Raw genomic sequence first — 21,555 nt, 5'->3', positions numbered from 1 at the left:
ATGCATAGATTTTTAAGTAGTTATTTATTGTTTTTTTTTATCGGTTGTGGCAATTTTGGAGCCTTGACGGTGCTGACCGATTTGCCAAAGGAGTTCGATGAGAATTCTGGGATAGTTACGCTCTCTGCCAACAGTATTTGGTTGGTAGAAGACAAGGGTAATGCCGATGAAATTTACCAGGTAGATACCCGGGGTAATTGGTTAAAAACCTTAGAGGTGACCAATGCTAAAAACCACGATTGGGAAGATTTGGCCAAGGACAAAAACAACAACCTTTATATAGGTGATTTTGGGAATAATCATAGTGATCGCAAAAACTTGGTCATCTATAAAATTCCAAACCCAGAGCAGGAAAAGGGCGATAAGATAGCAGCTGAAAAAATAGAATTTAGCTACCCGGAACAAACCAATTTTTCACCTAAAAAAGACGGGCTCTTGTATGATGCAGAGGCGTTTTTTTATTGGAAAGAAGCACTTTTTATCATTACCAAAAATAGAGCCACCCCTTTTACGGGAGAAGCCTTTATCTATAAAGTTCCGGCAGAAAAGGGGGAGTATAAAGCAACCTTGGTGGGTAGTTTTATGAGTTGTACTGAGGGCGACCAATGTAGGGTTACGGCGGCTGCCATTTCTCCAGATGAAAAAACCATAGTGTTATTGGGTAATGGCATGCTCTGGAAATTCACCGATTATACAACCGATAATTTTACAGAAGGCAAAATGGAAGCCATAGACTTGGGCGTACGCACCCAATTGGAGGCCGTGACCTTTGCCGATAACAATACCTTGTATTTGTCTGATGAAGAAAATAAGAAAACAGGGCGTAATTTATATTCCTATCGTTTAAAATAAGACCAAACTACAAGGTTTTTTCTCCAAAAAAAAGACTACATCTTGTGGTTTGCTAAAACATTCCTAAATTGTAGGGAAATAGGGGCTACCTAAAAACGCATGTTACTTTTAGTAAATTTTGGAACAGACTTTCCAGAGATATAATTATGCGTATGTATTGCTTCTTAATAACACCAACCTCCATGAAAAAAATTGTTTTAGTTAGTTCTATACTCCTTTTTTGTTTCCAATCGTTCAGTCAAAAACCAAGAGCAAGAGACTTAGGAGTTCCCTTTGCGGGAACAACTGGTGCGTTCAATGCCATTACAGATGTTACAGGTGTAGAAGTAGGGTATAGCACTATTATTTCTGGCACTGGAGCAAACCATATTGGTAAAGGCCCTATAAGAACAGGCGTTACAGCATTATTTCCAAGAGGGAAATCCAAAAAATTTAGTCCGGTGTATGCCAATTGGTACAGTCTAAATGGTAATGGTGAAATGACAGGTACTACTTGGGTCACAGAGTCTGGATTTTTAGAAACCCCCGTCATGATTACTAATACAAATAGTGTAGGTGTAGTTCGGGATGCAGTTTTAAAATGGTATGTAGATACAGATTGGTACAGCGGAGAAGATTGGTGGTACACCTATCCTGTGGTGGCAGAAACCTATGACGGTTTCTTGAATGACATCTATGGATTTCACGTAAAAGAAGAACATGTATTAGAAGCGATAAAAGATGCTAAGCGTGGAAAAATTGCCGAAGGGAATGTTGGTGGAGGAACAGGAATGATGTGCTTGGGTTTTAAGGGAGGAACGGGAACATCTTCAAGAGTCTTCAAAATAAAGGACACTACTTATACGGTTGGCGCCATTGTACAATCTAATTTTGGCGCAAAAAGAAATTTATCCATTGCAGGTGTTCCTGTTGGATTGGCATTACAAGACACTTTGAATTCTGTTTATAATGCCCCGCCATCATCAAGAAGGCAAGAAGGCGATGGCTCTATTATTGTCATTGTAGCCACAGATGTACCTCTTTTGCCTCACCAATTAAAACGAATTGCGCAACGCATTCCTTTGGGTGTTGGCATTGTAGGCGGACGTGGAAGCAATGGTTCAGGAGATATTTTTTTAGCCTTTTCAACAGCCAACGAAAATGCTTTTGATCGAGACCAAACAACAACCGTAAAATCAATGCCCAATGACCAACTGATGCCAGTTTTTGAAGCCACTGTGCAGGCTGTTGAAGAAGCAATTATCAATGCTATGGTAGCCGCAGAAACTATGGAAGGTATCAATGGAAACAAAGCTTTTGCCATACCACATGAACTCCTTATTGCAACTCTTAAAAAATACAATCGGATTGCTAAATAAAAGACTGAGCTAGCAATAACAACTTAAGGGTTCCAAAGGAACATATCCAGAACTATTGCGCGTTGTTCGGGATTAAAACGTCGCAATACCCTGCTGAGGGAATTGTCAGTATCAATAGAAGTGACAGTACATTAGAATTGGGTTACAATGCAAAAAACGTTACAATGAAGAAAAATAGGATGCAAAAAGGAGTATTATTAATGATAGTGGTGTTTTTTACTTTTAGCATACATGCCCAAGTAACTTTCCATGTTTCTCCCAGAGGTAATGATTCAAATTCGGGCACAGCAGCACAACCCTTAGCAAGCTTACTAGGAGCACGAAATGCCATACGTGCCTATAAAAAAGAACATAGTGCAGCGGTGCCTTTTGTAGTTTCAATTGCGGACGGTAGCTATTCGATGAACGAAACTTTTGTGTTGACCCCTAAAGATGGAGGAACCCCAGAGCACCCAATAGTCTATAAGGCAGAAAAAGGAGCCAAACCCATTTTTAGCGGAGGTGAAAAAATTAGTGGATTTAAGGTCAATGAAAATGGTGTTTGGGAGGTGAAAATTCCGGAGAGCAGTCGCTATAATTGGAGATTTCAGCAGCTGTATGTAAATGCTAAAAGGGCTACGCTAGCACGGACCCCAAACACAGGCTTTTTAAAAATAGAGGGCGTGCAAGAGACCGTTTGGGAAAAAGGAACGGGGAGGACTGCAAAGAAAGCCCAACAAGTACTTATGCTGCAAAATAAACAGTTGACCGCCTTGGAGGAGCTAAGTGGTGCTGAGAGGGAACTGTTGCGGTTTAGAACCTATCATAAGTGGGATTTTACCATTAGGCATTTGGATGAAGTGGTTGTAACAGCAGATAGTATTGCTTTGGTGACCTCAGGGCAAGGTATGAAACCTTGGAATCCCATTAAAAAAGGCGGGCGTCTGGTGCTCGAGAATTATGCCGCTGCTTTAGACACTGCTGGGGAATGGTTTCTAAATACAGAGGGCGTTTTGTTTTACAAGCCACTAGCTGGTCAGACCCCAGAGAATACCGAGGTAATAGCGCCGGTATTGGAAAGTTTGGTTGCTGTAGAAGGCGATAGCGCCCAGAATAACTTTGTAGAGCATATAAGCTTTGAAGGGCTTGCATTTACCCACTGCCATTACCGCATTCCACCCTCTGGTTTTGAACCTAATCAGGCGGCCATAGCCATCAATGCGGCCGTGATGCTCAATGGGGCAAGACATATCAATTTTTTGAATTGTGAAATCTCGTTTACAGGGCAACATGCCTTGTGGTTTGGAGAAGGCTGTAGCCAATCTAGTGTAACCCATAGTTATTTGCATGAGCTTGGTGGTGGCGGTATTTATTTAGGAAGTAAGGCAGCTTTAGAAGGTGCTGGACATACACAATATATAAAATTACACAACAACATTATTCAAACCGGAGGGCAAGAATTCCCACCTGCTGTAGGGATTTGGGTAGGGCATAGCTCAGACAATGAAATTACAAACAACGACATTGCTAACTTTTACTATACCGGCATCTCTATCGGATGGGTATGGGGTTATGCGCCAAGCCTTTCGAAACGAAATAAAGTCGCTTACAATCGCATTCACCATATTGGATGGGATTTGCTCAGCGATATGGCAGCAGTATATACTTTGGGAGCCTCTGAAGGAACGGTAATCAACAACAATATTATCCATGATATCCACGCTTATTCCTACGGTGGATGGGGATTATATACCGATGAAGGATCCTCGGGTATTGTTATGGAAAACAACCTGGTATACAACACGAAAACAGGAGGCTTTCACCAACATTACGGCAAAGAGAATGTGATCAGGAACAATGTATTTGCCTATGCTAAAATGTATCAGTTACAATGTACTAGGGTAGAGGAGCACAGATCTTTTGATTTTACCAACAACATTATTGTTTTTAAGGAAGGAATGGTATTACAAGGGGCATGGAACACTATAGATATTGAGATGGACTACAATATGTATTGGAATAGCAGTGCAACGGCCTATGATTTTAACGGCGCTTCATTTAAGAAATGGCAGCAAACGGGCCATGATGCGCATAGTTTTGTGGGGAACCCAAATTTTAGAGATGCTCCTAGTTTTGACTTTCGTTTAAAAAACAAGAAGGCAATTGCTAAAATAAACTTTACACCCATTGACTATTCTAAAATAAGGGTCTATTGGAGTGATCTATGGCTGCAAAAAGCGGTTTTGCCAACGCAAATTACGGACGATTTTAAAAAAGCCGTAGCCAAAAATATGAATCCAGCGCCACAATAACGACAGGGGTGGTGCATCGTTTACATTATTCTTACCAAAAACAACTCTCTTTACACTAGTAGTACATAAAAATAGGTCTGCTACACAATAAAAGAGTGTTCTGCTGCTGCATGTGCTGCTAAAAGCTGCACTTTGTATAATTTTATGGGTCGCTATGAAAATTAAATTGTGTCTTGTAATGATGATGTTTATCACACAACAGTGTAGGTATACACTTGTTGCAAAAAGCTAAAAAAACCAACAGTTCCTATGAAAAATAAATATCTAAATTACATTGTTTGTGGATTAATCACTTTGTGTGTAATAGGGTGCGATTTTAGTGCGAAGTCCAAAACTAAAACGGAGTACTCTATACGAACAGCATCCCAGGCAGAATTTGTGTACTCCAATGGAGACAAAAAAGTAGAAATGATATTGGAATTGGAAAAGGATGCGAAAGCTTTGGTTCTTGGAATACCAATTAAAGCCTATTTTAAAACGGAAAATATAAATACTCAAAAGTTCAAAGTTTTTGGGCCAGGTATTATGGTAAAACAAGGGGCTAAACATGAGTTTCGGTATACCATAATACCTACAGAAAGGTTTCTTGTAGATGGAAAACTTGAAATCCAAGTCACGGAACAAATAGAAAACGCGGCAGATTTTACCCACAAATTTTTAGTGCCGGTGGCAACACCATAGGAATAAAAACGAAGGGTTACAAGTATACTATCAATAGCCAGCGGCCTATTGACTAATTCAAATTATTGCGATCTTTAAAATATGTTAAGATAAAACCATATTTATTTCCGCTGTCATAGCTCATTGCTTTGTAAATCCTAACCGGAATACTATTTATCGTTTTCTTTTATTAACTTAGTGATTCTCAGTTGGTGCCCAGCTAAACTATGGAATCCCAAGGTTTTACGTGGTTTAAGCACACTTAAAAATGGACAATTGTTATGAAGACGAATCAAGAACTTAGAAGCCGATACCAATTCACCATCTTTCTTTTAGGCCTCAACATTCTGCTTTCGCTAGTTCAAGGAGCTGTAGAAGCCCTTGCAGGCTATCGATTCTACCTCTTTAGTCCCTTTTTTGAGCCTTGGCTTATTTTACTTACGGTAGTCGCTACTTTATTACAACTGTTGCTGCTTTGGTATTTTTGGCGCAACAACTATATACTAATCGCTATAACTTTTGGCCTTACTTTCATTGGTAACCTAGCCTATACGGGCTTGATCTTTCTGGCGTTGTTTAATTCCGAACTACAGCAGTTTATGCCTACTGCTATTGTAATTCTCATTGGCCTGGGGGCCCTTTTTTCCCTTAGTCTTTTTGTAAGCAAAACACGCGAAAAGCGGTGGCTGTTTTGGGCCGGAATAATAGGATTGCCCATTCATCTCATTGTATTAGGGCTACAGCTATGGGTCATGCAAACGGGTACCGAAGAAGCTTTTCAGATCTATACCAATAGTATGCCCTGGCTTATAGTTCTCTTGGCCTTACTCTTGGTGTTCTACATACTGCATTTTAAAGAGGAATTGGGCACGCTAACAGATACTAGCAATGCAACCCCTTCTAAGCGATATATGGCGACACGGATGGTATTAAGTTTGCTGTCTGTTGTTGCGGTTTTAATTGTGTTGCGTGCAGCGGCTTCAGAATACAGCTGGGAGAAGGGAAAAGTAAACAGGGCCAGTAGAATGGTAGGCGATTTTATGGCCAAAACTTATATAAATACAGAAAATGACACCCTTAAATACCGTTTGTTATTGCCTAAAAATTACGATAATACCCGTAAATATCCCTTGGTTGTTAATCTCCATAATGGAGGTGGGGTGGGTAATGACAACCTAATTCAACTGGATGCTACCAATACCGCACAACTGCTAGCTACAGATGAATATCGCGAAAAATATCCTGCAATACTATTCTTACCGCAGAGTACCACCCAAGCAGGTTTTGGGGGAATGAATAGGGGCGAAGGGAATGCAAAGCTGGTATTTGAAGCTATGGAACAACTGGAACAAGTATACAATATAGACACTAACAGGCGCTACCTAATAGGTATGTCTGTTGGCGGGTACGGCACTTGGCATTTTATGGGCCTACACCCTGAAAAATTTGCAGCTGGCGTCCCCATCTGTGGTGGCGGAGACCCAGTAACGGCCGAAAAAATGACCGCCATTCCCATCTGGGCATTTCACGGAAAACGAGACAAGGCCGTGCCGGTGCATTTAACACAAGATATGATTACAGCCATAAGGGCTGCTGGTGGTACCCCCAAGTATACCGAGCTTTCAGCGGGACATCTTATCTGGGATGAGGTTAAAAACACCTCTGGCTTGTGGGAATGGATGTTTGCGCAACAAAAGACAAATTCCCTGCCTTAGACACCATGATAAATGCCATTTTAGGCTTATGTCCGAAATTTAGTAATTTAGTTGGGTAGGTTAGGGGACGGACTTTTATAAAGTGAGTGTATCCAATAGTTTCAAAACCATTGTAACCACAACCAACTTCAATAAAGTGTACCTTATGAAAAAATATTTTTTACTCCTAGTCACACTTCAGGTATTTTCCCTTGGGCAAGGGCAAGTAATAGATGCGGTAATTTCCCAAAATACCTTGGGGGAAGGCATCACAAAAGAACAATCAGCACTTATTTTTAGCACCCTAAAAACCTTGCCCAATGGAGTTCAAATTTCAATGGCCCTACTGCGCAATGGCACGCCACAATACATAGGAGTACAACGGCAAAACGATACTATTTTTAGAGTAGACAACCGCAGTAAAGTATTTGAAATTGGGTCCTTAACCAAAGTATTTACAGCAGCCCTCTTGGCAGATGTTGTGCTGCAAAAGCGGATAGCCCTGACCGATACCATCAACAACTTTCTAGGGTTTCCCTTAAAAGACAATGTTGCCATTACCTTTAAACAACTAGCGACCCATACCTCTGGACTTCCCAGAGTGCCTGCAAGTTTGCTAACGCCAGCGTCTTTGGCTTCTCTAAATCCTTACAAAGAATTTCAGGAAGCAGAATTAAAAGAATACCTAGCTCAAGATTTAAAGATGGCATACATCCCTGGGGAAAAATCGGAGTATTCTAACTTGGGCGTTGGCTTGTTGGGCTATCTACTGAGTACCCTAGAGAACACCAGTTATGAAGACCTCTTACAGACCAAAATTTTTACCAAATACAACATGACTACCGCTACAACAATACGCCCCAAGGTGGCTAATAAATTGGTGCTTGGGGTAAACGATAGTGGGACAGTAGTCCCCAATTGGGATATGGAAGTATTGGTTGGAGCAGGGGGAGCTTTAGCCTCAGTAACCGATTTAAGCAAGTTTGCCATTGCCAATTTTGACGATAGTAATGCCGCATTAAAAATGACACGAACTCCTTTTTATAAGGCAACAGAAACTTTTGCTACTGGCTTGGCCTGGGGAATTGTTACCACAGATTCCAAAGCTGAATGGTATTGGCACAATGGCGGGACAGGAGGGTATACCAGCTCTATAATCCTAGATACAGCCGCTAAAAATGGAGTTGTATTACTGTCAAATATAACAGCCCTAGGTACTATGACAAATGCTGTTACTAGCCTGTGCCCGGAGCTTATGAAAACGATAGGGGAAGGAGAATAGATGCTACCCATATTAGAATTGTAGCAACGGCAATTTTATTTTTAAGATTGCTTGGACTGCGCTATTATATTAATAAAAATAAACCATGCAGAGTACAACCAACCAAACAAAACCTGTAGCTCCAAACCAACGTATTGAATACCTCGATGTTTTACGAGGTATTGCCATCTTCTTTATTTTTTGTGCCAATATTGTGTATTTTTCTGGATATTTCGATTTTCCGGTGGAGCTGCGTACTGGCCCTACCTTCTTTAAGATTGACGATTATTTTGAATTTGTAATGCACATGCTTGTAGATGGTAAATTCTATTCTATTTTTTCCTTGTTGTTTGGAATTGGTTGTGCTATTCAGCTTCAAAATATCACATCACAAAACAAGCATTTTACTTCGTTTTTTAGGCGTAGAATGCTTTGGCTTTTAGGATTTGGGCTACTGCATTTAGTCTTCCTCTGGATGGGTGATATTTTAACACTCTATGCCCTATTAGGATTAGTGCTTATTTTGTTTGTACAATGTACCGACAAACAGCTCTTGCAATGGGCGGTAATTTTAATTCTATTACCCCTACTTAATTGGGGTGTCATACATCTGCTAGGCTTTAATTATCCCAGTTTTTTCTACAATTTAAATCCACAGTTTAATGCGTATGTGGGAGTTCCAAATTCTACTGATTACGGCATATTATTGACAGACTTTAACGCTTACCTGAGAAACGAAAACCTATTGGATTTTTTTAAAGCTAATATGGGAGCCACCTTTATCCGAATAGGCGATATCCTCAACGAAGGTAGAGCCTTTAAAGTACTTGGAATATTCTTATTGGGACTCTGGGCAGGAAGAAAAATTTTAAACGAGAATTTACTGGAGAACAGGGCATTTTTGAAAAAGATAGCCATCTGGGGCCTGTGTATTGGATTGCCAATTAGTTGTAGTAGAAGCTTTATAGTATTCTTTTTAGATTCCAGCGATTTTTGGAGTTTTATGAGTACTCTAAGTTATGCCTTTGGTACTGTTCCCTTAGCGATTGCCTATACAGCTATACTTGCACTAGTATTTAAAAAAGAAGGACGTTTTTTACATTGGTTTGCCCCCGTTGGTAAAATGGCATTGTCTAATTACCTAATGCAAACCATTGTTGCCACAATTGTATTTTATGGGATTGGCTTTAAATTGGCAGGAAGCCTTGGATATACCCTAGTAATTGGTAGTGGATTGCTCATTTTTAGTGCACAAGTAATTTTTAGTCGGTGGTGGTTAAAGCGGTTTACATTTGGACCTATGGAATGGCTCTGGAGACAACTCACCTACGGCAAAAGAATAACCAACAAAAGGTAAAGGAAAAACGATTCCATTTTCGCTGAGGTTGCAGCTGCTGCCTTACTTCCACTTAATAGTGTCTAGCAGTTGTAGTTTGGGAAATTAGTGTAACATTCTATGGTAATGGTCGTCTTGTAAGTATACGAATAGTGTAAAAAGTAGTAGATGACGGTTTTGGTAGTAGGGGCAAGTGGGGCAACAGGGAGACAATTGGTAGGCCAACTTGTAATGCAGGGGCATAGCGTTAAGGTTGTGGTGCGTTCTCCTAATAAACTACCCAACGCTTGGCATAACACGAAACATATTCAAATTGTTACGGCCAGCCTTTTAGAGCTGAGTGATGCTCAACTGAGGGAATTAACACTAGATTGTAATGCCATTGCCTCCTGTCTGGGGCATACTATGAGTTGGAAGGGAATCTATGGACAGCCAAGAATGTTGGTTACAACTGCGGTACAAAGATTATGTACGGCTGTAGATACACATAAACCCGAAAGTCCTGTGAAGTTTGTCTTAATGAATACCATAGGAAATCGCAATCGGGATACAAACGAAGCTATTTCGTTGGCTCAAAAATGTGTTATTGGTTTGCTTCGATTGCTTTTACCGCCCCATGTAGATAATGAAAAGGCCGCAGATTATTTGCGGACCCAAATAGGGCAGCACAATCCGTTTGTAGAATGGGCAGCCGTACGCCCAGACAGTTTGCTAAATACCGATGAGGTAACGGAATACGAACTACACCCTTCTCCCATAACAAGTGCAATTTTTGGCAACGGAAAAACGAGTCGGATCAATGTAGCCCATTTTATGGCGCAGCTCATTAAGGACGAAGACCTATGGCTAAAATGGAAGGGAAAAATGCCTGTGATCTATAATAGAAAATCCTGAAACCACGCTAGTGATTGGGTTTAGAAGAATATAAAACCACTGTTTAAAATAGAAAAGAATGTTAGAAATTAGGCTGAATTGCGAAAATTGTGACAAGTCATTGCCCAATGAATGTGATGCGGCCATGATCTGTAGCTACGAATGTACCTTTTGTACAGATTGTGTGGCTTCGGTCTTAGAGAACGTTTGCCCCAATTGCGGAGGTGGTTTTGAAAAAAGACCTACACGACCCAAAGCGGCATTAGAAAAACATCCCCCAAGGAAAGACAAGGTATTAAAACCAATTATTGAAAATAGCTACCTCAAAAAAAATTGTAGCATTAATCCTAGAGAAAGATAGAATACACTCCACAACCACTAACCATTTTGTACACTGCAACTTAGGCTGCCTAAGCGGCTGTAGCTGCTTTTTTTTCACTAAATTCGGTCTATTACAAAATAAAATTAATAGAAGGGATGAAACACTATATGTTCGCAATGGTCTGTTTGCTACTCGTAACAGCTTGCAAAGAAAATACTAGCAGTTTAGAAATAGCAGTAGATGAAAAACTGCTGTTAAATGCCATAAAAATAATTTCCTCGGATGATATGGAAGGGCGTTTTTTTGGTACTGAAGGCAATTACAAAACCCAAGCATACCTTGCCCAACAATTCGATTCGTTAGGTATAGAACCCGCCTTGACTGCGGGGAGCATTCAGAAGTTTCCACATACATTTTCTGGAAAATCCAGACAACGAAGATACCCAATTATAAATCCGGCAGAAGACTTTAGCAATGTGCCAGATACTACCATTATTGGTGGTAATGTAGTAACAATGATAAAGGGGAAACTAGAAAAGACGATTGTAATAACTGCTCATTTAGACCATTTGGGTGTTAAAGAAGGTGAGATTTTTAACGGGGCAGATGACGATGCTTCTGGCGCAGCAGCCTTGCTGGCCATAGCCAATTATTTTAAGGATAAGGCACCACAGCACAACCTAATTTTTGCTGCGGTAGATGCAGAAGAAATAGGATCCTTTGGCTGTACTTATTTGCTTGAAAATTTCCCTATTCCTATAGAGAACATTGTTTTGAATGTAAATATGGACATGATAGCCCATAATGATGCTTCAGAATTGTATGCGTCCGGATTATACCATTACCCACAACTACAACAACCCTTAGATGCGTTAAAGGGATCTAAAATAAAATTAGTATACGGGCATGATGATCCAAACGATTCTAAGTTAGACGATTGGACTTTTTCTTCAGACCACAGAGTGTTTCATAAACAAGGCATTCCCTTTATTTATTTTGGGGTTGAAGATCATAAGGATTACCATAAGGCCACAGATACTTTTGAGAATATCAATCAGGCGTTTTATATAGAGGCGGTACGTTTAATTATTGAGGCCATTGAAGCTTATGATTCCTTTTTAGTTTCGACATCCAAGGATGTCCTATAATTGGTCTTATCTTGCTAAGCCAAAGTCATTTAGGACACTAAATTTAAAACCCAAAGCCCAGTCCAAATGTTACTCGTGGGCCTTCATCGGCGTGAAATACAGCCAGGGTCGCAGAGATTAAGTCTGCGCCGTTTAGAAAGAATCCACCGCCGTAAGAGGTTTTCCAGTGGTTAGAATCTTCGGTTGGTAACCAAACCCGACCGTAGTCAAAGCCAGAATAAAACCCTAAAGAGATGGGCAATAGTCTTGTTTTTATTTTAGAAAGACTGTAGCGTAAATCCGTATTTTGGTAATATGATGTTTTCCCTGTAAACCGTTGGTTTCGGTAGCCTCGTAAGCCATCTATGCCGCCAATACTTGCCCCTTGATAAAACTCATAGCCTTCACCAATATTAAAATGTGCTTTCCATTTACTGGCCAATACCAATTGGCCGTTGGGGATTAATTTATAATCGAACGAAATGCTTGGAATAATATATCCAAAATTTTGGTTGCTGCCATCTACCGTAGCTTTATAGCCGGTTTCTAAGCTAGTGGCCATCCCCATAGTAGGAAAAGCAGCATTGTCTTTGTTTTCATAGGTGTAGTTGGCAGTAATACCTAAAAAGGTTTTACGTACATCCTCATTATTGGCGACATAAAATGTATTGATAAAACGGTTTTCAGTTTCTTCAACTTCAATAGTTTCTAGCGCAAGCCCTGTTTTAAATACAGCACCCAATTGTCCGCGCCAAACAAGAGAAGGTGCAATTTTTAGTTGCTCAAGTTTAACCCTATTGTAGTCCATTCCTAAATCATCATCTTGGTTGATGGTCTCATTGCCCAAACCAAAAGAATTTATACTGAAATTGGGACTGGTAAATCTGCCATCCAGCTCAAAATTCCATTGCCCAAAAATGGCTGCGAATTCTCCAGTATACTGAAGGTCAAATCCACTTGTTGCAAAATAATACGAAGCCTTTAAGCTGTGTTTTTCTGTAAACGGATTTTGTCTAAATCCATTAAAGGTATAGGTATTGGTAAAACCAATTTTTATACCATCATCAGGGTTAAAACCTATGGTTGGTATAACTTGATTTACGCTGTTACGTACATTTAATGGATTGTATATGTTGGTGCTGTAATCATTTGTACGCTTTATTCTCGCTTTATTGGTTGCTTTAAATGTGTTCTTTTTTGATTTATAATCGTAAATAGTTATTTTTTTACCGTTCGTTATATTGTAAATATCATTGTTCTGTCCGCCAATAAGTCGAATCTTTATACCACTGTTGGCTGTACCAAAATCTTCAAAATAATCATCATCATCTAATCCGTAAATCCATATTTCTTTGGTGGTATTGCGGTTAAATACTTTACTAAAAAACAGCTTTTCTTTTTTGCCTTTTATGTTTCTAAATACTTTTAGCTCTGTTTCACTCGGATTCAGATAATTAATTTCAAACCAATCGTCTTTATCTGTTCCTGTAACTACTGCAAATTTGTTTAACACTCTATAATATTCAAGTGCGGTTTCTGTAATGGCAGCTGTGCGTGCTAACAAAACATTCTTTAGGGTACCTAGGGTTTCGTCTTGAATTTCTTGAGGGAAAGCTTTAAAAGCCTCGTCTATCACAGATTCCGTTAGCTTGGCTTTTATAAATTCGGCTTGCTTTACCCATTGGTCTTCTGTAGTTTCGGTGAGTAGAGCCATATCAAGGGCGTAGGTTTTTGGGGATGAGTTAAATCCGCGAACGCTTCTAATCTCTTTGTTAAATCCTTCCATTAGTCGCAGTGACGGTACAATTCTGGTGGCTAAGCCCATCAATAAACCATCATTCATGATAGAAAATACTTGGTCTCGATCTCTAGGGACAGGTTTGTAAATAATTTTTTTGCCGTTCTTGTCTTTGGTTTCTGCCCAACGCCATTGGTCTGTATGCCGATCCCAATCGCCCAATACCATATCAAAAAGGCGCGCTCTTAAATACATGGTATCATCTACAGCATACTTTTCGTCATCACGTAAGTCTTCAAGCATGCTGTCTGTGCTTTTAAGTTCATTGGCATAACCAAAACTTTTAAGGTTTCCGTGGTTGTCTCCCGCATGTTCTTCGAGCATGTAGAGTTCATCGCCAAAATTCAAATTAAAATCTTCCAATGCTTTTTGCTTGGGAATATAGTATAGCTCAGGGTTGGTGTGGTAAATTTCAACGGCATCAGACAAAGTGCCAATGGCAAATGGACCATAAGGATGTGAGCCAGTATAGAAATCCAATAAAATGTTTTCTGTAGCCGTATTTTTAAAATCACCTACAATATATTGGTCCTTAAATGCCATGGATTGCAGGTATAACTCTGCGCTTTTGCGCATAGATCGCATCACGTATTCTTTGCCATTTTTATCGGCAAGGCGCAATGATTTTGATTGGTGTCCGCCACCCATTCTCACAGGGGTTAGGCCGCCATAAATAGTGTCTAAATCAAGGGTGGGAACGGTAACCGCCGTGCTGTAATACTTGCGGTAACGTTCTCCCCAAATAAATTTATGAAAGCCACTTTTATCTGTTTCCATAGCTGTATAAATAGAGGCTGTTGTGGTGGCAGGGAAAGTGTCGGGTAGTTTTTTATTGAAAAGTTTTTTGTCTGCGGGTAATACTTCTGATGTGAATAAGAATTTTTCATCTTTATTATTGTCTAAACCATAAAAACGTACTCTAGAAGAGCCATCGGTGTACACTTCAAGGGTAGCATAACCTTTTTCTCCGGTAGAAAACATACTGCCATTTAAGAGTCTTGTTTCTCCGGCTTTTGCTCCGGCACCACTTACTATTTGTGGGGTGTTTTCTTCAACGATGTATTGCAATGAATGCTCGTGTCCGGATACAAAAACAACCTTGTTAGAATATTGAGCTAGGGTAACAATACGGTTTTTTAATTGGCGATATCTTTTGTTGTCTAGATCGGCATTAGATGGTCCGGCTGTTTTTCTCAAGGTATTTATAAGCGTTCCTAAAATGGGTAAGGGGCCTACATTTCCTTGTGGGTAAAAATGTTTTCTAAAAGAAAACTGTCCGCCGTGTTGCCCATACGTAAACATGGGGTGATGCAATGCAATCACAGTTGTTTTTTGTCGGTTTTTAGAAATTATACTTTCCAATTCTAACAAAAATTTCTCTCTGCTTTTTATGTCGCACTTGTCATTGATATCGGGGCGTTTATTCCAATTGGTAAGATACCATTCAGTGTCAATAGCTATCACGATAAGATTTTCATTAACCTCAATAGTTTCTAGCGGGCAACCATCTTCAGGGAAAAAGACTTCTTTACTGTTTAATTGTTCCTGAATATAGGTTTGTTCTCTTTCTAGTCCCACCAAACCTTCGGTATACCAGTCGTGATTTCCCGGAATAAAGAGTGGTTTACCTTTGTAGTTTTTCAAAGTGTTTAATTGGGCATCTAAATGACTTTTTGCTTTTAAATAGGCCGCAGTAGAATCTTTAGGGTCTGGCAAACCGGCAGGATAGATATTATCTCCTAAAAATAGAACTGTGCTGTTTTTATCCGCTTTAGCAATTCTTTTTTTAAACGATTTTAAGACCGGGTTTAAGTCTCCTATGGGAGATAAGCCAGCATCGCCAATAAGGTAAAAGGTATGCGCTATTTCTTTGGATTCCGATACATCTATTCTTTGAGTTCCTGGAGCGTATTTTGCTTTTTGAGTAGCGCAATTCGTAAGGATTAAAATACTTAGCGACAAACAATATTTTCTAACAGAAGTATTCATAAAGATTAAAATTTGTAATTTGTAATGCATTTTAGCAATAAAACTATGGCAGATATTATAATAGAAACCGAGAATTATGTAATTAGTCTGCTAACCAACGAGTTAGATTCAAATTTTCTATACCATAATATTAGGCACACCCAACGCGTTGTCAAAAGTACACAAGAATTATTAGATTTTTATGGGTTAGACGCAAAAGCAGCAGAAGACTTACTGTTAACTGCATGGTTGCATGATATTGGTTATACGGTTAGTGCTACCAACCATGAGGAAGAGAGTTGTAAGCTAGCGGAAGCGTTTTTAAGAAGTAAATCCATTGACGAAGAACGCATAGCTGCTATTCGTTCCTTAATTATGGCAACAAAAAGGGAGCATGAACCAACCAACCGTTCTGAAGAGATTTTGAGAGATGCGGATGCTTCGCATTTGGGAAAAGATAGCTATTTAGAAACAGCAGAGATGCTTCGTGAAGAATTGTCATTGTTGGGTGTCGCAAATTACTCGGCGGCAGAGTGGAGGGATGCCAATATTAAAATGTTTCAAACAGAACACCGGTTTTATACAGATTACGCTATAGAAAACTGGCAAGAAACGAAAGATGATAACCTAGGGAGGCTAATCAAGGCCAGAAAGAAAATGAAGAAGGTAGCCAAGAAAGAGAAGGTGAAAGCGCAATACAAAACAGAATTTAAAGACAAAAGCCCAGAAAGAGGTGTGCAGACCATGTATAGGGTTACTATGCGAAATCATTTAAAGCTGAGTGATATAGCGGATACTAAGGCCAATATTTTATTGTCAGTAAATGCTATTATAATCTCTTTAGTGCTAGCCGACTTAATGCCTAAGTTGGATAACCCTTCCAATAAATATTTAATTTTACCCACTGCACTATTTATGTTTTTTAGTGTAATATCAATGGTGTTGTCCATTATTGCTACAAGGCCCAATATTACAAGTGGAGAATTTACAAAAGAAGATGTAAAAAAGAAAAAAGTAAACCTTTTGTTCTTTGGAAACTTTCATAAAATGAAGTTAGAAGATTATGAATGGGCCATGAAGGAACTTATTAAAGATCAGGCTTATGTATATTCATCTCTCACAAAAGATCTATACTTTTTAGGCCTTGTGTTAGATCGAAAATATAAATTGTTACGTTGGACTTATGCTGTTTTTATGGTAGGGATGATAATTTCTGTACTTGCCTTTTTCTTATCGTTACACTTTTATGGTCCTAGAGCAGCTGTGATTTTATAAACCAGATAGTAGTGGATGAATGCCGAATTATATAGTTCGGCATTCATCAGTTTTTTACTTATTGTTTTAACTCTTGCATAAGATCGTCATAGGTATACGTTTTTCCAGACGTCTTGTCCTTTTTGTATAAAATCTCTACACGGATCGCTTTTAAGCCCGCCACACCTTGTAAGCCTTCTAGTTCTAATACTTCAATATTCTTGGTAAAATAACCTTTGGATCGCAAGAACTTTATATAACGCAAATACTCTAATTCATCCTTTTTTTGTGAATATACAATAGCTAATTTTCCTTTTTGTGTTAGTCTTTCATTGGTTCCCTTAATAAAGGATTTATCTATTCTTTTTTTGATAACCTCATACCTGGCATTGTAGGTGCCATCAACATCAAAACGTTTTTCATCCAATCGAAAGCGAATAGAAAGTGAGGTGTTGTATACCAATAGTAACGAAGCTACATCTAATTTAATTGGTAATTTAGGTTTAAGATTGTAATACTCATTCTCCATGTCATACATGGCTTGCAATTGCCACAATCTTAGGTTTTTTAAGTATAAAGAGTTGTATGGTTTGTTGTGTGAAATAGGTGCGCCAATATACATGTTGTGCTCAATACCATCGGTCTTGTAACGCTCAAAATAATGAGGAAACATTTCTTGGGCTTCCGCTTGTTTTTTATCGAGTACAGATGCCAATTTTTCATTGATTTTCATGACACTTTCGTCATAGTTTTTTCTGTGATCGTAATAAGAACCCGTTTTAGGATCAATAGATGCTTCGTACTTGGCAATTAAATCAATAAATTCCCCTTCTTCTGTATTTTTTAAATGCTCAAAAATGGGAGCAATATCTTTCTTAACAAAATTAAATATGATTTGCTCTGTATTGGTGTTTAAAATATCTTTAACTTCCTTGATATAGCTATGTACGCTGTACATCAATTCCTCAAATACAGGTAATTTAACGTTTTCCCAAGCCTTGGTTAGAATGGTGTTAATTTCAGATAATTGAATTAATAAATCTTTCTGAATCGATTCGTTTCTAAAGGTAGAAGAGTCTTTAATATCTATTTGACCATATAGTGGATGTACATTGTTAAAAACAATTTCCTTAAAGTTGGGGTCTAAGCCTAGATTTTTTTCCCCGATAAAACGGATGGCTTCTTTTTCAAAGGCCCAGCGTACGGAAGGGTGCACAGAGGTGCACTCTTGTTGTATCACAGCTTCAATTAAGTTTTCTTCTTCTGTTTTGGAGCGCAATACGGCCGTTACTATAAACGGCATCACGTCTTCTAGTTTTTGGGCATTTACGTTATTTAAATTGCCTTTCTTTGTAGAAGCTAATTCTAAAACCCCAAGCAATTCGTCACCGTTAGATAAAGGCGCTATAATTGCACTTTTTATACCCTGATCACTCAGTGTTTTGTACAAGGCATTGTCTGGTGCCTGTTTAAAATATTTATCGATATCAGAAATCACATAATAAGAATGATCCTGTAATATGGTTAGATAGGAATGTTGACAAAGGGCAGTTTTACAATCTACTTTCTCGCTTTGGTTTAAGATGAAACTTTCAATACCTACGCCATGTACTCTTTCAAAAGTATTATCCTTACTGTTGTGCGCAGAGAAGCCTACTTTTAAGTTGGGCAAACCAAAGAGCGACTTAAAGGTGTTTTGAAAATCTTCTTTAAAAAAAGTATTGTCTTTTTTATCGTTGGAAATAAGGTTCGATTTTATTTCAGAAATGGAATGTTCTGCGGTAACATCAAACATATTGGAGACCACAAACCCTTTGCAGGTAAAACTGTTGGGTGGAATTTTTTCTTTCCACAATTCTAAATTATTAATATTATTTAGGAGCTCATCTACATCTTCCTGAGTGAGATTTTTAGCATTTTCATTGGGTAAGATATCAATAAAATCGGCATTATATAAAATTCTATAATGCCTAAGTACTCCATTTAAATCAGGAATTTCATAAAATAAAGGCCGTGAAAAATCAAGATTAAAACCGTAATGAACGTTTAAAATTACTGTACAAGCCGTAATATAATTTAACTTGTCTTCAATATTTTTGATTTTTAGATCAAAGTTATTCCCCGCATCTTTAATAATTTGTTGAAGCCTGCTAGATGTATTAAAAAATACATTGGTATAAGGTAATGAAGCTGTTTTAATCTCGTTTTTTGTTAAGACTTCAGCGAATACATCTTGTAATATTATTGTAATGGCTTTTTTATGAGTATTTAGTAGCGTAAGGTCTGTAAAACCATCACGTAATTCGGGAAATGGTTTTTGATAATTTAAAATAAATTGAGCTTTTTGAGCCAAGAATTCATCATCACCAACAGCCATTTTATCATATTGTTTTAACAATTTGTCAAAACTAATAAGACTCTTTAAGGGCAGCTCTATTTCATTTTCTAAGTCCATATATTCATTAGTCTAGCTAAGTGTGGTAAAATTACAAAAAGAAAAAGATATTTTAGGGTGAGCCTTGTGACTATTGCTAGCTTTTTTAGATATTTATGCAAAATTAAATTTATGTCATCTTTTTCAAGGTTAGCCAGAGCTTATAAAAATGCCAAAGTTGTGCCTTTTGATGATACCTCAAAGTTTATCCTGTTTAGTGATTGTCATCGGGGGGATAATAGTTTTGCAGATGATTTTGCCAATAACAGAAACATCTATTTCCATGCGCTAAAGCATTATTACAACGAAGGGTTTAGTTATTTTGAATTAGGGGATGGGGATGAGCTATGGGAAAACACTTCATTTGAACCTATTTTTACTGCTCATAAAAATGTGTATGGACTTCTGCGTCAATTTCATTTGCAAAATAGATTGCACATGATTTGGGGCAATCATGATATGGTCTACAAAGACCCAGTGTATGTACAGAAAAATTTATCGAGCTATTTTGAGCCTATAGATGGTGAGGATAAAGAGTTATTGGTGGGTATTACCTATCAAGAGGGAATTGTATTACAGCATAGAGAAACGCAGCAAGAATTGTTTTTAACGCATGGTCATCAGGCAGATTGGTGGAACTATACGTTTTGGCGTTTGGGTAGATTTCTAGTGCGCATACTCTGGAAACCACTTCAAGTATGGGGCATTGCAGATCCTACGAGTCCCGCTAAAAATCATAAGGAACTGATAAAAGTAGAAAAACGGATAAAAAAATGGATACTGCAAAACGATCAAAAAATTACGATTGCTGGGCATACACATAGACCTCGTTTTCCAGAGCCAGGAGCTATTCCCTTTTTTAATGATGGCAGTTGTGTGCACCCTAGAAGTATAACGGGGATAGAAATTGAAAATGGATCTATTTCATTGATAAAATGGCAAATTGCAACTACAGAAGACGGTACCTTAAGGGTAGTTCGTGTTTTGTTAGAAGGTCCACAAAAGTTGGCAGATTACCAGCAATCAAAATAATAAAGACTAGAATTTGGAGCGTAAGGAAAGGATGAAAAGAAAAGAAGCGTTATTGCGAATTGAAGATGTTGCGAAACAACATAATGTCTCACAGAAGTCTGTTCGTAGGGCTATTCATGCTGGGGTATTGGAATCTCATAAAACTGGGGGCGTGCATTTTATTCAGCCAGAGGTGTTAGCAAAGTTTTTAGATTCCCATATTTTTGAACAAAAAGCCGAAAATTACAAACAGCAAATCCCAACAAAATCCACCAAGACCGATGTCATTAACTGGGCAGATATTTCTAAAAATTGGGATAATCCATCAAAAACAGCACTTACTGCAGCCGATTTGTTTTGCGGAGCAGGAGGAATGGCTAAGGGTTTTGAGATGGCTGGATTTCAGCAAGTTGGAGGGCTGGATTGGTTTAAAGAAGCCGGGCTGACCTACCGAGAAAATTTTAACCATCCCCATATAGAAGGCGATATTACCCAAAGAGACGTAAAAGATGCCTTTATTTCTGCAGTTAAAAGCGGACTCAATGGCAAGCCATTAACAGTTTTGTCTGGAGGCTTTCCTTGTCAGGGTTTTAGCATGTCTGGAAGTAGAATGGTAGAGGACGAGCGCAATTCTCTATACAAGGATATGCTTCAAATTATTGAAGAGTTACAACCCGAATTTATTGTTGCCGAAAATGTAAAAGGTTTGCGTTCCATGCTGCAAGGTAAGGTTGAGGATAAAATTAAAGAGGACATCGCAAAACTTGGGTATGTGGTTAATGTGACGGTTTTAAATGCAGCAGACTATTATGTACCCCAAAAAAGAGAACGTATCATTTTTGTTGCCAATAGAATCGGAAAAAAGAACAAGCACCCCAAACCATTATTGTCTCCAGAGCATTATATCACCACCAAAGAGGCGATACACGATTTGGTACAGCTGAAAGATAATGCTGCCTTTAATCACGTTAGAACCAAGCATAGGGAGGATATGAAAAAACGTTTGGCCAAAGTGCCAGAAGGCAAAAGTTTGTATGATAATTATTCTGACTCTTGGAAAAAATGCGTTTGGAATGAGGCGAGTTGTACCATAAAAGAAAATCATGGTGGTGTTAATATTCATCCTATTGAACCAAGGGTAATTACGGTTCGGGAAATGGCGCGATTGCAATCTTTTCCAGATGATTTTATTTTTAAAGGAGCCAAGGGCAAACAAATGATGCAAATTGGCAATGCCGTACCGCCATTGCTAGCCAAAGCTATTGGGTTAGCCTTACGGGAATCCATAAGTAAGTAGTTGTTCGTTAGGAAGCAGA

The 21,555-nt window shown here is 38.6% G+C and carries 15 protein-coding genes; 13 read left to right on the top strand and 2 right to left on the bottom strand.

Annotated elements, in window-relative coordinates; translation table 11 throughout:
- The 10 genes from MWU65_RS01250 to MWU65_RS01205 all read left to right on the top strand — a co-directional run bounded on the left by MWU65_RS01250 (window position 1) and on the right by MWU65_RS01205 (window position 11,795).
- On the top strand, window positions 1-852 hold the full coding sequence (locus MWU65_RS01250; RefSeq protein WP_247075062.1) for a hypothetical protein: 852 nt from the start codon (window positions 1-3) through the stop codon (window positions 850-852).
- Window positions 853-1,034: 182 nt separating this feature from the next.
- Window positions 1,035-2,210: a P1 family peptidase gene (locus MWU65_RS01245; RefSeq protein ID WP_247075061.1), complete on the top strand. Its 1,176-nt coding sequence runs from the start codon at window positions 1,035-1,037 to the stop codon at window positions 2,208-2,210.
- A 164-nt stretch (window positions 2,211-2,374) separates the two neighbouring features.
- On the top strand, window positions 2,375-4,501 hold the full coding sequence (locus MWU65_RS01240) for a right-handed parallel beta-helix repeat-containing protein (RefSeq protein WP_247075060.1): 2,127 nt from the start codon (window positions 2,375-2,377) through the stop codon (window positions 4,499-4,501).
- A 249-nt stretch (window positions 4,502-4,750) separates the two neighbouring features.
- Window positions 4,751-5,182 (top strand): hypothetical protein, encoded by a 432-nt coding sequence (locus MWU65_RS01235; protein WP_247075059.1) that lies wholly within the window; start codon window positions 4,751-4,753, stop codon window positions 5,180-5,182.
- Between the two features lie 260 nt (window positions 5,183-5,442).
- Window positions 5,443-6,876, top strand: coding sequence for a hypothetical protein (locus MWU65_RS01230; RefSeq protein ID WP_247075058.1), 1,434 nt, complete (start codon window positions 5,443-5,445; stop codon window positions 6,874-6,876).
- A 145-nt stretch (window positions 6,877-7,021) separates the two neighbouring features.
- Window positions 7,022-8,137, top strand: coding sequence for a serine hydrolase domain-containing protein (locus MWU65_RS01225; protein ID WP_247075055.1), 1,116 nt, complete (start codon window positions 7,022-7,024; stop codon window positions 8,135-8,137).
- Window positions 8,138-8,222: 85 nt separating this feature from the next.
- A complete protein-coding gene (locus MWU65_RS01220; protein ID WP_247075053.1) occupies window positions 8,223-9,473 on the top strand; it encodes a DUF418 domain-containing protein in 1,251 nt (416 codons plus the stop codon).
- Window positions 9,474-9,620: 147 nt separating this feature from the next.
- The gene (locus tag MWU65_RS01215; RefSeq protein ID WP_247075050.1) at window positions 9,621-10,346 is read left to right on the top strand and encodes an NAD(P)-binding oxidoreductase; all 726 of its coding nucleotides are present in this window, start codon (window positions 9,621-9,623) and stop codon (window positions 10,344-10,346) included.
- A 58-nt stretch (window positions 10,347-10,404) separates the two neighbouring features.
- Window positions 10,405-10,686, top strand: a complete 282-nt coding sequence (locus MWU65_RS01210; RefSeq protein WP_247075049.1) for a DUF1272 domain-containing protein — start codon at window positions 10,405-10,407, stop codon at window positions 10,684-10,686.
- Between the two features lie 116 nt (window positions 10,687-10,802).
- Window positions 10,803-11,795, top strand: a complete 993-nt coding sequence (locus MWU65_RS01205; RefSeq protein ID WP_247075047.1) for a M28 family peptidase — start codon at window positions 10,803-10,805, stop codon at window positions 11,793-11,795.
- A gap of 43 nt (window positions 11,796-11,838) precedes the next feature.
- Here MWU65_RS01205 and MWU65_RS01200 read toward each other — a convergent pair whose 3' ends face one another.
- Window positions 11,839-15,561, bottom strand: coding sequence for a metallophosphoesterase (locus tag MWU65_RS01200; protein ID WP_247075045.1), 3,723 nt, complete (start codon window positions 15,559-15,561; stop codon window positions 11,839-11,841).
- Between the two features lie 45 nt (window positions 15,562-15,606).
- Here MWU65_RS01200 and MWU65_RS01195 point away from each other — a divergent pair, with 45 nt between their 5' ends.
- Window positions 15,607-16,815 (top strand): Pycsar system effector family protein, encoded by a 1,209-nt coding sequence (locus tag MWU65_RS01195; RefSeq protein ID WP_247075042.1) that lies wholly within the window; start codon window positions 15,607-15,609, stop codon window positions 16,813-16,815.
- 58 nt (window positions 16,816-16,873) lie between these two features.
- Here MWU65_RS01195 and MWU65_RS01190 read toward each other — a convergent pair whose 3' ends face one another.
- Window positions 16,874-19,249: a GAF domain-containing protein gene (locus MWU65_RS01190; RefSeq protein ID WP_247075036.1), complete on the bottom strand. Its 2,376-nt coding sequence runs from the start codon at window positions 19,247-19,249 to the stop codon at window positions 16,874-16,876.
- Window positions 19,250-19,360: 111 nt separating this feature from the next.
- Here MWU65_RS01190 and MWU65_RS01185 point away from each other — a divergent pair, with 111 nt between their 5' ends.
- Together MWU65_RS01185 and MWU65_RS01180 are read left to right on the top strand one after the other, a co-directional pair.
- Window positions 19,361-20,260, top strand: coding sequence for a serine/threonine protein phosphatase (locus MWU65_RS01185; RefSeq protein ID WP_247075032.1), 900 nt, complete (start codon window positions 19,361-19,363; stop codon window positions 20,258-20,260).
- Between the two features lie 31 nt (window positions 20,261-20,291).
- Complete coding sequence (locus MWU65_RS01180) at window positions 20,292-21,536, top strand: DNA cytosine methyltransferase (RefSeq protein WP_247075030.1); 1,245 nt, start codon at window positions 20,292-20,294, stop codon at window positions 21,534-21,536.
- The last annotated feature ends 19 nt before the right edge of the window (window positions 21,537-21,555 follow it).

It is taken from the genome of Cellulophaga sp. F20128, from assembly GCF_023015805.1.
GTDB lineage: Bacteria > Bacteroidota > Bacteroidia > Flavobacteriales > Flavobacteriaceae > Cellulophaga.
Note: the sequence above shows the minus strand (reverse complement) of the source record. Positions and strands in the feature narration are given on the sequence as shown.

What these genes read in the sequence shown, in the direction of transcription:
- MWU65_RS01240 (WP_247075060.1), top strand. Translation starts at nt 2,375, where the DNA reads ATGAAGAAAAATAGGATGCAAAAAGGAGTATTATTAATGATAGTGGTG.
- MWU65_RS01235 (WP_247075059.1), top strand. Translation starts at nt 4,751, where the DNA reads ATGAAAAATAAATATCTAAATTACATTGTTTGTGGATTAATCACTTTG.
- MWU65_RS01210 (WP_247075049.1), top strand. Translation starts at nt 10,405, where the DNA reads ATGTTAGAAATTAGGCTGAATTGCGAAAATTGTGACAAGTCATTGCCC.
- MWU65_RS01205 (WP_247075047.1), top strand. Translation starts at nt 10,803, where the DNA reads ATGAAACACTATATGTTCGCAATGGTCTGTTTGCTACTCGTAACAGCT.
- MWU65_RS01180 (WP_247075030.1), top strand. Translation starts at nt 20,292, where the DNA reads ATGAAAAGAAAAGAAGCGTTATTGCGAATTGAAGATGTTGCGAAACAA.
- MWU65_RS01245 (WP_247075061.1), top strand. Translation starts at nt 1,035, where the DNA reads ATGAAAAAAATTGTTTTAGTTAGTTCTATACTCCTTTTTTGTTTCCAA.
- MWU65_RS01250 (WP_247075062.1), top strand. Translation starts at nt 1, where the DNA reads ATGCATAGATTTTTAAGTAGTTATTTATTGTTTTTTTTTATCGGTTGT.
- MWU65_RS01185 (WP_247075032.1), top strand. Translation starts at nt 19,361, where the DNA reads ATGTCATCTTTTTCAAGGTTAGCCAGAGCTTATAAAAATGCCAAAGTT.
- MWU65_RS01215 (WP_247075050.1), top strand. Translation starts at nt 9,621, where the DNA reads ATGACGGTTTTGGTAGTAGGGGCAAGTGGGGCAACAGGGAGACAATTG.
- MWU65_RS01190 (WP_247075036.1), bottom strand. Translation starts at nt 19,249, where the DNA reads ATGGACTTAGAAAATGAAATAGAGCTGCCCTTAAAGAGTCTTATTAGT.
- MWU65_RS01220 (WP_247075053.1), top strand. Translation starts at nt 8,223, where the DNA reads ATGCAGAGTACAACCAACCAAACAAAACCTGTAGCTCCAAACCAACGT.
- MWU65_RS01195 (WP_247075042.1), top strand. Translation starts at nt 15,607, where the DNA reads ATGGCAGATATTATAATAGAAACCGAGAATTATGTAATTAGTCTGCTA.
- MWU65_RS01225 (WP_247075055.1), top strand. Translation starts at nt 7,022, where the DNA reads ATGAAAAAATATTTTTTACTCCTAGTCACACTTCAGGTATTTTCCCTT.
- MWU65_RS01230 (WP_247075058.1), top strand. Translation starts at nt 5,443, where the DNA reads ATGAAGACGAATCAAGAACTTAGAAGCCGATACCAATTCACCATCTTT.
- MWU65_RS01200 (WP_247075045.1), bottom strand. Translation starts at nt 15,561, where the DNA reads ATGAATACTTCTGTTAGAAAATATTGTTTGTCGCTAAGTATTTTAATC.